Genomic DNA, 14467 nt, shown 5'->3' with positions numbered 1-14467 from the left:
CCTCTTTTCATCAATGAGGCAGGAAAAAGTATGGATATTTGCTGGCAGGATTTCGACAAAGTGGATCTCAGAGTCGGACAGATCATTGCCGTTGAAGCTTTCCCGGAAGCAAGGCGGCCGGCGTATAAGCTCTGGCTGGATTTTGGTGAGGACATAGGCCAGCGCAAAAGCAGTGCGCAAATTACCGACTTGTATGACGCAACAACGCTGGTTGGTAAAAAGGTAATGGCAGTGGTCAACTTTCCGGCCAAGCAGATCGGCCCCTTTATGTCGGAATGCCTGGTCACCGGATTCTACCGCGAAGATGGCTCTGTCGTGCTGGCGGTGCCGGATCAGGATGTTCCCGTCGGTGCGCGGCTCGGATAAAGCGGCCAGGACAGACAGCGGAGACAGTATCCACTGTCTGTGGGCGATTTATGGTTTGTGGACTCTGCCCAGATAGAGGTAGGTGTCGTAGTCGAAGGTCAGCTGTCCGTCGACCTGGTGAGTATGAAATAAAGCCGTCAGGGCATCAGTGAGCGCATAGTAAGCAGCGCTGTCTTGCGGCGGACAATAAGACGCTGAACGCACTCTGCCAATAAAACCGTCTAAATCGAAATATTGCCGGTATTCAAAGGCCAGCTTTTGCATTTGGCCATCGGCAAAGAAATGGCTGAGATCGCCGTCGGTCAGATTCATGTGATTGACGCTGGTGTAATCCGTGCCGTACTGGGTCAGCAGGTCATCATAGTGCTGCTGAATCGGTGTGCAGAGCTTGCGCTGATTCCAGATTAACGCGAGATGCGCGTCTGGTCTGGCAATGCGCTGAAACTCGCTACGGGTTTGCGCATTGCAAAACCAATGGAAAGATTGGGCGGCGGTGATCAGATCAACCGACGCATCAGCTAACCCTGTGCGTTCAGCGGGTGCGGCCAAACTGGTGTAGCCGGCGTATTCTGCCAGTTGCTGATCAGCTGCAAACCGCATGGCGTCATTGGGTTCAATGGCGCTCACCTGAAGTCCTTTATCGAGCAGCATTTTTGTCAGTATACCGGTACCCGCGCCAATGTCGGCAACGTGCGACTGGCTATCGAGATGGGTTTGAGACATTAACGTCTCGATCAAGGCCTGCGGGTAGCCGGGGCGATATTTCAGATAGTCATCGACCCGGTCTGAAAATCGTTCTGTATTCCTTGTCATTGCAGATGATTCCTTGCATTTAGTGATACGATTACCGGTTACTGAACCAGTGTCAGCCATTGTGCTGGCGTTTCAAACATATAGGCGGGATGTTCTGTTTCCAGCTCCTGCTCTGTCGCCAATCATCAGGGAATGCTGACTGATAGTGAACTGCTGCCGCAAGTCTCGCAGTTGCTGCCATTTTTCAATCCCGACATCGCCGCCATTAATAAAATCGAACAGACTATCCAGGCCGAACAGCGTCAGAATTTGTTTAGCGAAATCAGTCCGTTTTGAAGTGCAGATACCCATGCGGTTTTTCTGGTTATGCAGGGCAATCAGGGTGTCTTTTACGCCGTCATAAAGCCTGTTTTCAGAATAACCTATGTCTGCATATCGCTCACGGTAGCGGGCCACCAGATCGGCGATGAATTGTGGGTCATGATTGCCGGTTAACGCGATAAAGGTTGTGTCCAGCGGTGGGCCAATGTAGCTGGCTATCTCTTGCTCGGGCAATTCGGGCAGTCCGACATGGGCGAGGGCGTAATTGAATGATTTAACGATCCCCTCCTTGGGGTCACTGATGGTGCCGTCCAGATCAAAAATCAGAATGTCATGCTTCAATAGTCAGCCCTTCTGCTGCAAATCGTCACAGTTAGAACGATTTGTTGATACCCGGTGTTATTTGGAAATATTTTGCATCTGATTGTATATGATAAATGCGTGCTGGTCAGCATTCGCGAACTTGCGTAACATGGACAACAGAACTGATTGATAAGGAATTTATCATGCCTCAATTAGACTGCGTTGAAGTCAATCCTAAGGTCAAACCCACTGCTTCTGTTATTTGGTTGCACGGATTGGGATCGAATGGCCATGATTTCGAAGCCATTCTCCCTGAATTAAAGTTACCTGCTAATTCCCCTGTGCGCTTTATTTTTCCTCATGCGCCGTCGCTGCCTGTGACGGTTAATGGCGGAATGGTGATGCCGGCCTGGTACGATATTCTCGAAATGGGTATCGGCCGGAAATTGGACAGAGAACAATTGCTGGAATCTGCCGACAAAGTGGCGGATCTGATTGACCGTGAACGTGGCCGGGGCATTGCGAGTGATCGGATCATTCTGGCCGGCTTCTCTCAGGGAGGGGCGGTGGCTTATCAGGCCGCGTTAACCTATCCCCACCCGCTGGCCGGCTTGCTGGCGCTGTCCACCTATTTTCCGACCGCTAAAAGCATTGATGTGGCACCGGCTAATCGCCAACTGCCTATCGAAGTGATGCATGGCAGCTTTGATCCTGTGGTGCTGCCGACCATGGGGAAAGCGGCAGTAGAGGATTTACAGGAGCTGGGCTTTCATCCTCAGTGGCGGGTTTACCCCATGGAGCATCAGGTGTGCATGCAACAGGTTAAAGATATTGCAGACTGGCTGAAGCACACCTTAAATATCGATAATTAACCTTGCTCGTTCGCCCGGCCTGTTATTAACCTGACAGAGCCGGGACTATTTCCCGGCAATTTTACTGGCAAGCAGTCCCTGCAGCTGGTAGATATTGGTTTTGCTGCCAAATTCCATACCGATTGGATCATGCTGACCTGAAATCCAGATTTTTAACTCTGCGTCTAAATCAAAGTTGCCCGTTGATTCCACCAGAAACATGGTTATCGACTTATAAGGTATGGAGCGATATTCCACTTTTCGCCCTGTCATACCTTGTTTGTCTATCAGCAATAAACGGCAGTCGGTCAGGATCAACATGTCTCTTATCAGTTTGTAGGCCAGCTCAATCTTTTCATTGGGCCCCAGAATGATCTGAAGCTCTTCTGTTGCTTCAGAAATCGCCATTTCACCGGCATTGCCCAGTAGTTTATCCAGTAGCCCCATTGTGTTTTCCTTTTTTATCATTGAGTTAGTCAGTAATTTGCTTTGTGTGACGCTGATTAAACAATACGCATCAATGCAGAAATATACCAGTTCGGTACATTGACAGATCAGAGGTGGCTTGTATATTTATACAGTTCTTTTTTGTTGTTCATTAACCGGAGAATGATAATGCAAAAGGAAAAGTTGTCGGCGAACTGGCTGGCTTATGTCGAAGTAAAGGGACCATACGGTGAGAATTATGATCCAGCATTAAGTACCTTGTTTGGCTGGGCGGCGCAGCAAGGGTTGCAGGGAGGACAATGTATTTTCGTCTACCTTGATGATGTGGAAAAAACACCACCGCAAGAATGCCGCACCCGTGTCGGTATCACTGTGCCTGAAAGCACCCAAGTAGAAGGCGCGATTGCGCTGACTCATTTACCGGGTGGCGATTACGCAACGTTACGTAAAGAAGTGACGGATAAGACGCAATACGGGATGTACTGGCAGCAATTACATCAGGAGGTGGCAGCTGACAGCAATATGCAGTTCGATTATGAACGGCCGTGTTTTGAGCTTTACCACAGTGTTGATGAAGAAAATGATATTTGTGATACCAGTTTCTGTATTCCGGTTAACTAGGTTATTACCTTTGTCATCGCAGCCACCCGCCCAGGTGAAATGTCGGGGCTGGTGGCTGAAACTGGATGACGGTATACCAGAAATCAGAACAAATCAGCGTTTATCTAAATCCATGTATTCCAGCATTTCAGATAACTGCCGGTTGCGTTCAGCCGTGAGCACTCCCAGCCAGTCCTGAATGGTCAGGTTAGTGTTCAGAGAAGCCAGCATCATTGCGGTTTGTTCTCGGTAAATCAGCCAGGCTCTTTGTACACTTTCAACATCCTGCGCGGTGACTTCCAGGTTAAAATCTTCAATCGGCCCCATTTTCAGGCGCTGAATCAGGTGGTCATAAGTCTGGCTTAATGTGGAATCGGCTTCATCTAACGATGGAATGTCTTCTGGCTGGCTTCCCGCTAATGTGTCCAGAATTTGCGACAGGTATCTGTCGTTTTGGTTAGCCACAGATTCAATACGAAAAGCTGTATGGCTGCTGCCACCGTGCAGCTCTTCGTGCATGGCTCTGTGCTCAAAGAAGTCTTCTGCCATTCTGACCGCATTTTTGATGGTCTGCTGCTGAGAAACAGAAAGCTGCCGGATAGCGGTTTCCTGGCGCTGTTTTCTCTCAATGTGTTGTTCACCGGCAAAGCGATTGGCACAGAATGCCGAGCCAACACCGCTAGTGATGTATTGGCACAAATCAAATGTGAATGGCTGGTTATGTTGCCAATGATCGAACGCATCCTGCACGGCATACTTCTCTTCTGCAGGCGCGAATCCGCCTTCGCAGATGAGCTGTAGCGTAAGCTGATTTTTTTCTGTCAGGTGATACGTTGAACCCGTTGAGACCTTCTCTGCTATTTCCCACACTTGGTACAGTGTGTTATCAGCCTGTGCCAGCAGATAAGCCTCCCGGTCTGCCGGCGTTAATGCTGCCAGCTCGATATGACCCACTTGTGAACACATCTGTTCAGTATTGAGTTCTGGGCGATTGTCAGCCAAGGCTGAAAACGGGTAAATAACGGAAAGCGTAATAAGAGACAGGGCTGAAGCCTGAATTAAAGGGATGCCTTTGATGGTGTGTCCTGACATGGTTATGATGCGATGGAACGTAAAGAATGGCGATAAGATCGCAGGTTGTTCGTGAAAGAACAAGGGGTGAAATCAAAAATAAGCCGGAAAATGGCAAAGCGTTGGCCTGATGCGATTCGGGTCATAGAAAAAAGTCGCAGCAGGCCAAAAACAGGCAGCCTGGTTACTGAGCTTGCGTCAGTAATTGTTCGATACTTTGCGTCAGCTTAGGATCGTTGGGTTTGGTCGTACTGGCAAAAACGGTGAATACTTTGCCATTGCGATCGACCAGATATTTGTAGAAATTCCATTTGGGTGTGATGCCTGAGTCGTTGGTCAGTTGCTTAAACACAGGGTTGGCGTCGCTGCCACGAACAGCACTGCGATTCATCATGGGAAACGTGACGCCGTAATCCAGATAGCAGACTTTTGCCGTGTTTTCTTCATTGCCTCTGTCCTGGAAGAAGTCATTGGACGGGAAACCGATAACGGCAAACCCCTGGTCTTTGTAAGTCTGATACAAGGTTTCGAGACCTTCATACTGAGGGGTGAAACCGCACTGGCTGGCGGTATTGACTACCAGCAGAACCTGACCTTGAAATTGCTGGCATAAATTCACGGAATCAGCGCTGTTGAGTTTAGTGAACTCATGATTTAACAATGGCGGACATTCAGGTCCAGCGGCTTGCACAGTGGTGAAAGTCGCTGACGCCGAGGCAAGAACAGTCGCTAAAATCAGGTGTTTAGTCATTGAGCGGAGCATAAGTGAATCCTGTCGTGTGAATCAGCCACAGCCGATAGGCCATTTAAAGCTGTATGTTGATAAATTCTAACGTCTTATCGCAGCATTGCGAGACATTCATCAGGTTTATTTGGCATGCAGTAAGAATTGATGCACAAAGTCTTGCAATCCGACAGACAAGCTTTAACGTGTGGCAGTTATTGATAGATATCCTAATTATAGGAGGGCGTTTGAACAGACAAAAAAACAGCGGATGGCAGCGACTGCTGACGGCTTTTCAGTCCGTGATGGACTATCAACAGAGAATCTGGGTCGTCAACGTCCGCGAAAGCCGTTTCCAGGATGAGTCATTCATTGTGAGTGAAGACAGCTTTACAACCCCGCTCCAGTGGATGAGCAAGAAAGGTTACAGCGAAGCGATGCTGAGTGACGTCGAGAGCATGAAGCGCTCTCAGGTGCTTGAGTTTACATTAGGCGATAGCCAGCATAGTGTCATGCGGGTGAAATAATCGGCTTTCTGTTGTCTTTGTTTTCTTTGTTCTCTGGTGCTGTTCAAGACAGGTGCTGTTTAAATCATTCTGCTTTCTTTAATCTTCTGAAAAATAAGTCAAATTCATAAACTATCAAACATTTATCCTTTCGAAAGTGCGCATATTTATGCGTTCTTGTGCTCGATTTGTTATAAAAAAGTTATGATATTGATCAAATTTATAACATAAAGAAGATAAAAAATGCTCGTAGTCGCAAATACTAGATGCAGTGCAATTGAACTGACTGTTGCACCACATCACAGAATAGTATTGATAACTAAGAAGAATGACTATGAAGACACTTTCGACCTACCTCACCTTTGCATCACTCCTTGCGGCGGGTTCTGCTCAGGCCGCGTTGAGCGATTACAAAGTCGTATTGGTTCATGGTTTCCAGCCTGGCCAGTTGCAATCAAAACCCGACAGCAGTCAGGTTAATCTGGACGGTGCCTCGTACTGGCAAGATTATTGGCAATCCCGTGCCGATGCCCGTATCGACTGGCCATCTCACGAACGGATTACGGGAAAAATATCGACAGATTACGTGTGGCCTAAGTTGAAAGCGTTTTCGGAACAAGGTTTATGTAAACCGGGGTGTGTGTTTGTCACCCATTCAACCGGTGATCTAGTGACACGCTATCTGATTGATAACCAGGAAAACTGGTTGGAAAATGCCGATCTGGAACCCCTTAATATCGTTGCGACATTTGATTTTGCGGGTGCCGGAGGCGGGTCTGAATTAGGTGACATGGCAGTGAATGTTGCTGAAGGCAGCGGTACATGGAACAGCATGCTGAAATACGCGGTGTCCTTGTGGCTGGGAGAAATACCCAGCAGAAACAATACGGGCGTATTGAACGATCTTCGCGTTGCTAATGCGCGTCAGCTTGCCGTCTTGCCGGACAGCCGTGTTCCCAGAATTCGATTTACCGGCGACAGCAGCGATTACCTGGGGGTCACTTCAGGGTATCTGCCCGGTAATGATGACGGGGTAGTGGCCAGTCATTCCGCTTGCGGTGCCAGTAACGCGGGGGATTTTAACAGCTGCTCGGTGAATGTGGGTTATAACGGTAAGCTCGCGACACAGTCTCGAGGTGTCAGCCAGTTCATGCCTTATCACTACCCATTGCTGATGGGAGAAGGCTATAGTCACAGCGGCCTGATCGATAATCAGCATGAAGGGCAAGTCACAACGGCTGCGGAGCAGGTCAGCTTGCTGGATGGAAAAAGTGTCCGCGTGAATTATACCGATGAGTGGTACTGGCTAAATGGCGCCTATTACCGTTATGTCGATGGTTCTGCCAACCTGACTATGTCTGAAATTGTGCATTCTTTCTTATGATCTCTTCATGGCTTTGGCGCAGGTCAAAGCCATTCTCTGCAGGTTAGCTATGAAAAAGAAAAGGATAATAGCTGTCGTGTTTTCGGGCACAGCTGTTTTGATGTTTGCCATCTATAGCGTTTGGCCAACTCAGCACACGGATACGGAATCTGTGCAGGTTGCAGCCAGAGAAACTGTTAGTACCAGTAATATGGCCGCTTTGGTGGTGACCCGGTCAGCAATAGTGAAACCCCACTTATCGGCTTCAGATGACAGAGAAACCGCACCTGAGCAGAAGGAGATAACGCTTCCTGTCGATATGGCTGAGCAGTTTGCTTTGATTTCAAGCGTATACGCTGCAGAACTGGTTTATCCGTCTTACTCCAAGCCGTTATCGGTTCAGGATACTCAGTGGCTTGAGCCGAACCGGTATGTACCGGTGCAGGCGCCCGTCATGGACGGTAATCATACTGCGTCGTTATCTCCTGATGCCTTCCGGCATTTTTATCCGGCCCCCGTGAACCTGACGGTGCAAAGCAACTTGCCGGTCGAGTCGGTATCTGTTGAGTTAATTGATATAGACACACATCAAAAGCTGGCCGCTGAACAATCATTGGGCAATAAGATTGTCTTTGAGCCTGACGAGGGCTGGCCGTCAGAGATACGTGCCAGGGCAAATATTCACTTCACAACCGGGTCAGACATACTCACCGCTGATTTTCGCTATTACGTACCGGTAGCAGAAATTGTTTCGGTGGGTAAGCCTGTTTCCGAGCGTGCTGATGTGAGCATTCCGGTCACCTTGTTAGTCAAGCGTGAAGGGATATACCGTGTCAGAGCCAACCTTTATACACTGAGCGGGAAGCCTGTCGCCGTTCTGACCGCCAGGCAATCGCTTTCCACAGGTGAACACGCTTTAACACTGAAAGCGCACAACAGTGTCCTGTCCGGCACAGATGACTATGAACTGAGAACGTTTCAGGTGGAGAAAATGTCGGGCCTTCCCGGCGAAAAAACGGAATATGGCATCAGCCAGAAACCCGTCTGGCCATTGGGCACCATAGACGTGTCTCTGTTGAGCCATGAACCGTACACCCCTACACCAGAAGAGCAGCAACGCATGCAGTTTTTGCAGTCTGCCGCCTCAGACTGAGGCGGGCGGAATGTCACTGAGAATCCAGTCAAACAGCAGGGACAAGGATGCATTCGGGGTCACGTTCGGCCGAACCAGATAATACCGCTTACCTGAAGGCACACTTTGCGGGCAGGGCATGATTAACCGGCCTGCATCTAAGTCCTGCTTGGCCAGTTCAACATCGCCCACCGCGATACCAAAACCCTGAATGGCTGCGCTGACCGTCAGATCGAGCGTGGCAAACCGCTGGTTCTGGATGGCGTGTTTTCCAGCATAGCCCATGTGTGTCAGCCATAACCGCCAGTCGGTATGCTGTGGTGTCGCATGGAGCCAGGTATGCTGACTGAGCAACTCCGGCGAAACGGGCAGTTGAGAGTGCTGAAATAAAGTTGGCGAGCACATGGGTGACAAGTATTCATCAAACAGACGAAATGCTTTCACTTCTTTGTGGGGAGGTTGCTCGTCATAACAAATCGCCGCATCGAAAGGTTCGGATGAGAAATTCACGCTGTGCATGATGGCAGAGGTTAACTCGACATCAATGTCGGGATGGGCCTGCTGGAATGACATCAGTTTTGGCAGCAACCAGGAGGTAATACAGCTGGGGGCTTTCAGCTTGATTTGCTGTTTCTCATTCGACACCTGATCGACCGCCTTTTGCAGTTGGGTCATGACCTGCTGCACCATGGGCAAAAAAGCCTGCCCTTTGCTGGTCAGCGTCAGCCCGCGGGCATGGCGCTGAAACAGTCTGACTTTCAATTGTTCCTCTAAAGCCAGAATCTGGCGGCTGACGGCACCTTGAGTGACATTCAGGTGCTTGGCGGCCATCGTGAAATTCAGGTGTTCAGCGGTTATCAGGAAAGCCTGAAGTTCTCGGGTAGAAGGTAGACGCATCGTGAATCAAACCTCTCAAGCTATGCGTTTTTGTCATGGCTAGTATGCCGACTTTTCGATTCTTATTTCAATTTTATTTGTTTAATTTATGTAAAAGGAAAATATAAAGATTCTCAGGTTGAATGTTTAATCATAAATCTGGGCTTAATTTTGTTATTCATGCATTGCGAAGAGGTGTGTTGTGACGTCGCTAGCTACGAAATTAGTGCCAGAGGTAGTAAAAAACCTCATACCCTATCAGTCTGCTCGCCGCATCGGCGGTAAAGGACATATCTGGCTTAACGCCAACGAGCTGGAGCAGAGTGAGCGTTACGGCGAATCAGAGAGTTACAATCGTTACCCTGATTTTCTTCCGCACGTTATTGAAAAAGCCTATCTGGAATACAGCGAAAATGTCATAGGTGGCGCAGCGCTGCAATGTCAATCGCTGGCGGTTCGCGGGGCCGATGAGGGGATCGATTTATTGATTCGGACATTTTGCCAGCCGGGTAATGATCAAATCATTGTCTGCCCGCCTACCTATGCAATGTATGAGTTCTGTGCCGATTCAATTGCAGTGAACACAGTGAAAGTCTCTTTGGCAGAGGACTTCAGTCTGAATGTGGAGGCGATTACCCCTCACCTGAAAGACAGTAAAATTCTGTTTTTATGCTCGCCTAATAATCCGACAGGTAACGTTATCCCTCACAAGCAAATCGTGGCTTTGCTTGAAGCGAGTAAAGAGTCCACCCTGGTGGTGGTTGATGAGGCCTATATTGAGTTTGCACCGCACACCAGTGTGGTTGATCTGATTGCCGATTATCCGCATCTTGTTGTGATTCGCACCCTGTCCAAGGCTTTCGGACTGGCCTCGATCCGAGTGGGATTTTTACTGGCTGATACGAGTGTGATGGATTATGTTGCACGCTTGATTCCGCCTTATCCGATAACGGATCCAAGTGCGCTGGTCGCCAAAAAAGCGCTACAGGAAGAAGGGCTTGCGGCCATGCGTCGTCAGGCGGATGAGCTGGTTTCCATTCGAAACTGGTTTGCTGAGGAAGTGGCAGGGCTGGCTTTCGTCGAGAAGGTGTATCCGTCTTCCACCAATTTTGTTCTGATTAAATTCAGTACCGACGATTGCCTCTATCAGTACCTGCTGCAAAAAGGCATAGTGACCCGTAATCAGGCTCATGATCCACGACTGGCTCGCTGTGTACGTATTTCTATCGGTACCCGAAACAGCATGCAGGAAACACTGGATGCGTTAAAAGAGTATCCATTAAATTAAAGAATAAACACGACAGTGTAAGAGGGGACAACAATGAAAAAGCAACTAGGTCTGGGTCTGATCCTGGCAACAGCAATGATGGCGAATGTTCAGGCAGCGGATAAACCGGTACGTTTAGCATCCGATTTTACTTACCCGCCATTTAACTACAAAGACGCGAATGGCACCCCGAAAGGGTTTGATATTGAGATTGCCGATGCGCTCTGCCAGGAAGCGAAACTGGACTGCGTTTGGGTCACGCAGAGCTGGGACGGCTTGATTCCGTCGCTGTTAGCCCGTAAGTCAGATGCCATCATGGCTTCCATGCGTATCACAGAAGAACGTAAGCAGCGGGTATTGTTTACCGACAAGTATTATCAGACTCCGGCCCGGTTTGTTGCTCGTAACGACGCCGGTATCAGCATAGATAAAGCCGGCCTGGAAGGGAAAAAGATCGGTGTTCAGCTGGGTACTATTCATGACCGTTATGTCACTGACATGTATGGCGATGTAGCGAAAATTCAGCGCTACACAGGGCAGGACGAAGTGTATCTGGATTTGTCGACCGGCCGTCTCGATGCGGCATTTGGTAACTCGGATCAGCTGGCGCTGGCATTTCTGGATAAAGAGCAGGGCCAGAATTTCGAGTTTGTCGGTGAAGCGGTAACAGATAAAGCTTACATTGGCGAGGGAACAGCCCTGGCCCTGCGTAAAACAGACAAAGCCCTGGCGGAGAAATTCAATAAAGCGATTCAGACCATCCGTGAAAATGGGACGTATGACCGGATTGCCGGGAAGTACTTTAAGTTCGACATATACGGTGAGTAAGGGTTGACGTTAATTCTCTGAGAAATCCGAAGCTGTTGCTTCGGATTTTTTTTGCGCTGGGGTTGGGGATCATTAAAACAAAACGGATCGCTTCGATTCAGCGAGGGACGATAAACAAGCACTTTCAGTAAGGCGGAAAGTATGTCGCGCTTGAGTTTGGTGATCCGCTTGCCATTGCCTGACGCGCGCCAGACACTCTTTGTTGGCCCAAAGAGTGCCCAGAAATGCCTACTTGTTCGTTGGTGTTGTCCGGGGCGGTTGTAGGCGCTCCCAGCGCCGACAACCTAAAAATTCGCCCTGAATTTTTCCCTTGGGGAGAGGCCAGCATCCAACTTATCATTTCTGCTTTTAAAGTACACACCGAAAGCGGGTTAAATTAGCTATAATTCAATAGTTTAATGTTATTTCCGCTAAGGCGGGAATCCATGCAGCGAGTGCAATTCTGTGGCTTCTTTGTGCTGGGTAAGTGATCGATGTCGTTTTTCTCATTAGCTTATACGTGGCTGATTTTTGGTGTAAGTCATGAAATACAGAAAAACAAATAATATCAATTGGGTAGCATCAGGCAATTGAGTAAGATACACAACATGATGTCATGTATCTTACTGATATACTTATCTGGTTAAGTGTGCTTGGTTGAGTATAATCAAATGCTTAAGTGATTTTTTGATTGAAATTGTTTTATGACAGAGTTATACGACATGGTGTCGTTGAATAAAATGTTAGGCCTTGAAGGAATACTGATGTTCAAACGAACGGAATATCATACAGCTCATCAATACTCTTCCAACCACCGGAAGCAGGTTGTCGACAGTGAGTTATGTGGTTGCTTTTACTGCCTTAAAGTTTACCCACCTTCCGAGATTGTGGAGTGGGTAGATGAAGATGAAAATGAGGTAGGACAAACAGCACTATGTCCCTATTGCGGTATTGATTCTGTTATTGGATCGGCATCTGGCGTTTCGCTGGATAAACAATTTCTTACCGAGATGTATAATGTATGGTTTTCTTAACTTTAGAACATTCGGTGTACTGGCCTAACAAGCGCAGTCACAGTCGGCCACTTCGTGGCCTGGACCTCAACCGCTGCGCGGTTTTCGGCCTGTGCTGCGAGCGTTAGGCTACAAAAACGTGAATCAGGAAATATGAAATTTTTGAAGATAATTGCAGGAATACTCGCGACGATACTTCTAGGAGCGATCGGAAGTGGTCTATGGGAAAGGGTTTTATCCCCAGCCTTAGACGAGCTATCACGAGCTGCTATTCGACTTGTCGATGGAATTTACACGGGATACTTGGATTCAATATACAAATCAGCTGCCTACGATCTTCCAAATATTTATCAACAAAAAATTGCAGCTCTCATACTTATAATTGTAGGGTTAGTATGGATTGGCACGCTAGTTAAAAATTATAACTGGTGGGAGAAGCTTATTGCTCGCCTACCGGAAGATAAGTGCTCAATATTATCAACAACTTACACCACACTATTCAGGGCATATTCTTTTCTAATCGCTCTGTCGCTGTTCACTATGGGTATGTTTCTTATCTCAAAGGCCGATTACGTGCAGAAGACAAATGCTTATTCTCATCAAAGCCTTGAGATTCTTCACCCTTACGTAGGGACAGAACGGTATCTGATGCTGAAGTCAGAGTATTATCGAGTTACATCCTCATCTTCATTCGAGAAATTCAACTCGCAAATTAAAACCTTAGCCAACAAACACCAAATCATGCTACCTGAATTCAAGGTGGTCGAATGAGCCTAACAAATAGCTCCACCGGACAAAATACTCGCTATGCTCGCATTTTTCCGGTGAGCTAGGCGTTATATTAATTAGTAAGGAGATTCGATTATGCCGATGATTCCAGCATTTTGTGATAACTGTGGTACTCCATTTCCATCCGGCATATTTGTCGAGAATTGCTTACAAATGACAATGACTGGAAATCGTTCTGGCCCTTGTCCGAAGTGTGGTGGTATGGGAAGTGTTCCTGACGGGGTATTCAACGTCTTAGGAAATGCAATTGAAATAATAAATGCACCGAGTAAAACGATAGAACAATTACAACGTTATGCTCAAGTACTTGATGAAGCTAAGGAGCAGCGACTATCGCGTGAAGAAGTAAAGCAAAAGATTGATGAAGAAGTCCCAGAATTTTCATCTGTCAGCCAATACCTTCCTAAAAGTCGCTCCGAGCTGTATGCATTTCTAGCTTTAATTGTGTCAATTTTAGCCTACGTAACACCTCTCATGATGTCAGACGACGGGATGTCAGAAAGTGATGTAGAGAGTTTAATTAATAACTCAGTGCAACAAATGTTAATGCAACAAGAAATAGAACGCCTTAAAAGAGAAAATAGAGAGTTAAAAGGTTTTGAGTTTTCTAAGCCATCTAGAAACTCTGATTGCCCGTGCGGTTCAACAAAGAAATATAAAAAATGCTGTGGTCAATTAATATAACAAATAAGGATACGTGTCGCGCAGCCGACACTTCTATCCGGGTGTTGAACAAGCCCGGACAGCCTTATTAAGCAAATTGTTCGATTGGCATTCGGTGGGGGTTGCGCCCGCGGGTTTCGTCAAGACGAGCGTAGCCGGGAAGTGACCATAGTGTGTTTCACTTCAATGGGTTACCGCCTGAATTCGGTCTTGCGTTGGCTTCCTCCTAGGTGGTGCCGATCCCCGGGAAGAGCCATTGCGGGTGGCGGTGTGAGCGCCAATGCTGGCGCATGACTGCCAGGGTCCGCTCGGGCAGGGGTACCCGCCGGTCCTTGCCGCCTTTTCCTTCCCGGACATGGACCTGCATGGTATGGGCATCGATATCGGCTGTGGTCAGGCTCAGCCCCTCGCCGAGCCGCAGCCCGAGGCTGTAGAGGGTAAAGAAGAATACCTGGTAACGGGGCTGGCGGGTCATGGTGATGAGCAGCCCCACCTCGTGGGGCGTCAGGAGATCGGGCAGCCGGCGGACCTGCGGCGGTTTGACGATATTGAGCCATGCCCACTGTTTGTTGAGGGTATAGCGGTAGAAGAACTGCAGGCCGTTGCGGTCGAGTT

General features: G+C 48.1%; 17 protein-coding genes and 1 pseudogene. 11 read left to right on the top strand and 7 right to left on the bottom strand.

Annotated elements, in window-relative coordinates; translation table 11 throughout:
* The first annotated feature begins 30 nt into the window (after positions 1-30).
* Complete coding sequence (locus tag P0Y67_RS16895) at positions 31-366, top strand: tRNA-binding protein (protein WP_342392824.1); 336 nt, start codon at positions 31-33, stop codon at positions 364-366.
* Between the two features lie 48 nt (positions 367-414).
* On the opposite strand, the gene P0Y67_RS16890 is transcribed toward P0Y67_RS16895, so the two are convergent.
* Together P0Y67_RS16890 and P0Y67_RS16885 are read right to left on the bottom strand one after the other, a co-directional pair.
* Complete coding sequence (locus P0Y67_RS16890) at positions 415-1179, bottom strand: class I SAM-dependent methyltransferase (RefSeq protein ID WP_342392822.1); 765 nt, start codon at positions 1177-1179, stop codon at positions 415-417.
* Between the two features lie 72 nt (positions 1180-1251).
* Entirely contained in the window at positions 1252-1782 is a 531-nt protein-coding gene (locus P0Y67_RS16885) for an HAD hydrolase-like protein (protein WP_342392821.1), read from the bottom strand.
* Between the two features lie 164 nt (positions 1783-1946).
* Between P0Y67_RS16885 and P0Y67_RS16880 the strand changes: the two genes are divergently transcribed.
* Positions 1947-2615: an alpha/beta hydrolase gene (locus P0Y67_RS16880; protein ID WP_342392820.1), complete on the top strand. Its 669-nt coding sequence runs from the start codon at positions 1947-1949 to the stop codon at positions 2613-2615.
* 45 nt (positions 2616-2660) lie between these two features.
* Here the strand turns inward: P0Y67_RS16880 and P0Y67_RS16875 are convergent, their stop codons facing one another.
* Positions 2661-3041 (bottom strand): PH domain-containing protein, encoded by a 381-nt coding sequence (locus P0Y67_RS16875; protein ID WP_161455251.1) that lies wholly within the window; start codon positions 3039-3041, stop codon positions 2661-2663.
* A 168-nt stretch (positions 3042-3209) separates the two neighbouring features.
* Here P0Y67_RS16875 and P0Y67_RS16870 point away from each other — a divergent pair, with 168 nt between their 5' ends.
* On the top strand, positions 3210-3662 hold the full coding sequence (locus P0Y67_RS16870) for an AraC family transcriptional regulator (RefSeq protein WP_342392819.1): 453 nt from the start codon (positions 3210-3212) through the stop codon (positions 3660-3662).
* Between the two features lie 93 nt (positions 3663-3755).
* Here the strand turns inward: P0Y67_RS16870 and P0Y67_RS16865 are convergent, their stop codons facing one another.
* The gene (locus P0Y67_RS16865; protein ID WP_342392818.1) at positions 3756-4733 is read right to left on the bottom strand and encodes a hypothetical protein; all 978 of its coding nucleotides are present in this window, start codon (positions 4731-4733) and stop codon (positions 3756-3758) included.
* Positions 4734-4896: 163 nt separating this feature from the next.
* Positions 4897-5475: a glutathione peroxidase gene (locus P0Y67_RS16860; protein WP_342392817.1), complete on the bottom strand. Its 579-nt coding sequence runs from the start codon at positions 5473-5475 to the stop codon at positions 4897-4899.
* A 266-nt stretch (positions 5476-5741) separates the two neighbouring features.
* Here P0Y67_RS16860 and P0Y67_RS16855 point away from each other — a divergent pair, with 266 nt between their 5' ends.
* The 3 genes from P0Y67_RS16855 (at position 5742) to P0Y67_RS16845 (ending at position 8458) form a co-directional block, all read left to right on the top strand.
* Complete coding sequence (locus P0Y67_RS16855; RefSeq protein ID WP_342392846.1) at positions 5742-5963, top strand: hypothetical protein; 222 nt, start codon at positions 5742-5744, stop codon at positions 5961-5963.
* A 313-nt stretch (positions 5964-6276) separates the two neighbouring features.
* Positions 6277-7326 (top strand): hypothetical protein, encoded by a 1050-nt coding sequence (locus P0Y67_RS16850; protein WP_342392816.1) that lies wholly within the window; start codon positions 6277-6279, stop codon positions 7324-7326.
* A gap of 100 nt (positions 7327-7426) precedes the next feature.
* Entirely contained in the window at positions 7427-8458 is a 1032-nt protein-coding gene (locus P0Y67_RS16845; RefSeq protein WP_342392815.1) for a hypothetical protein, read from the top strand.
* Here P0Y67_RS16845 and P0Y67_RS16840 read toward each other — a convergent pair.
* Entirely contained in the window at positions 8450-9334 is an 885-nt protein-coding gene (locus tag P0Y67_RS16840) for a LysR substrate-binding domain-containing protein (RefSeq protein ID WP_342392814.1), read from the bottom strand. The two genes, P0Y67_RS16845 and P0Y67_RS16840, sit on opposite strands and share 9 nt — an antisense overlap.
* A 181-nt stretch (positions 9335-9515) precedes the next feature.
* On the opposite strand from P0Y67_RS16840, the gene hisC reads away from it, so the two are divergent.
* From hisC to P0Y67_RS16815, 5 genes are all read left to right on the top strand, one after another.
* On the top strand, positions 9516-10601 hold the full coding sequence (gene hisC, locus P0Y67_RS16835) for a histidinol-phosphate transaminase (RefSeq protein ID WP_342392813.1): 1086 nt from the start codon (positions 9516-9518) through the stop codon (positions 10599-10601).
* A 33-nt stretch (positions 10602-10634) separates the two neighbouring features.
* Positions 10635-11408, top strand: a complete 774-nt coding sequence (locus tag P0Y67_RS16830; protein ID WP_342392812.1) for an ABC transporter substrate-binding protein — start codon at positions 10635-10637, stop codon at positions 11406-11408.
* Between the two features lie 743 nt (positions 11409-12151).
* Positions 12152-12421 carry a cytoplasmic protein gene (locus tag P0Y67_RS16825; RefSeq protein WP_342392811.1) on the top strand — a complete coding sequence of 90 codons (270 nt, stop codon included), beginning with the start codon at positions 12152-12154 and terminating at the stop codon, positions 12419-12421.
* Positions 12422-12553: 132 nt separating this feature from the next.
* On the top strand, positions 12554-13171 hold the full coding sequence (locus tag P0Y67_RS16820) for a hypothetical protein (RefSeq protein ID WP_342392810.1): 618 nt from the start codon (positions 12554-12556) through the stop codon (positions 13169-13171).
* A gap of 93 nt (positions 13172-13264) precedes the next feature.
* On the top strand, positions 13265-13873 hold the full coding sequence (locus tag P0Y67_RS16815) for an SEC-C metal-binding domain-containing protein (RefSeq protein WP_342392809.1): 609 nt from the start codon (positions 13265-13267) through the stop codon (positions 13871-13873).
* A 211-nt stretch (positions 13874-14084) separates the two neighbouring features.
* On the opposite strand, the pseudogene P0Y67_RS16810 reads toward P0Y67_RS16815, so the two are convergent.
* A pseudogene (locus P0Y67_RS16810) lies at positions 14085-14467 on the bottom strand (tyrosine-type recombinase/integrase); the annotation flags it as partial.

The organism is Photobacterium sp. SP02 (assembly GCF_038519165.1).
GTDB lineage: Bacteria > Pseudomonadota > Gammaproteobacteria > Enterobacterales > Vibrionaceae > Photobacterium > Photobacterium halotolerans.
This window is presented reverse-complemented; position numbering and strand designations above follow the sequence as displayed.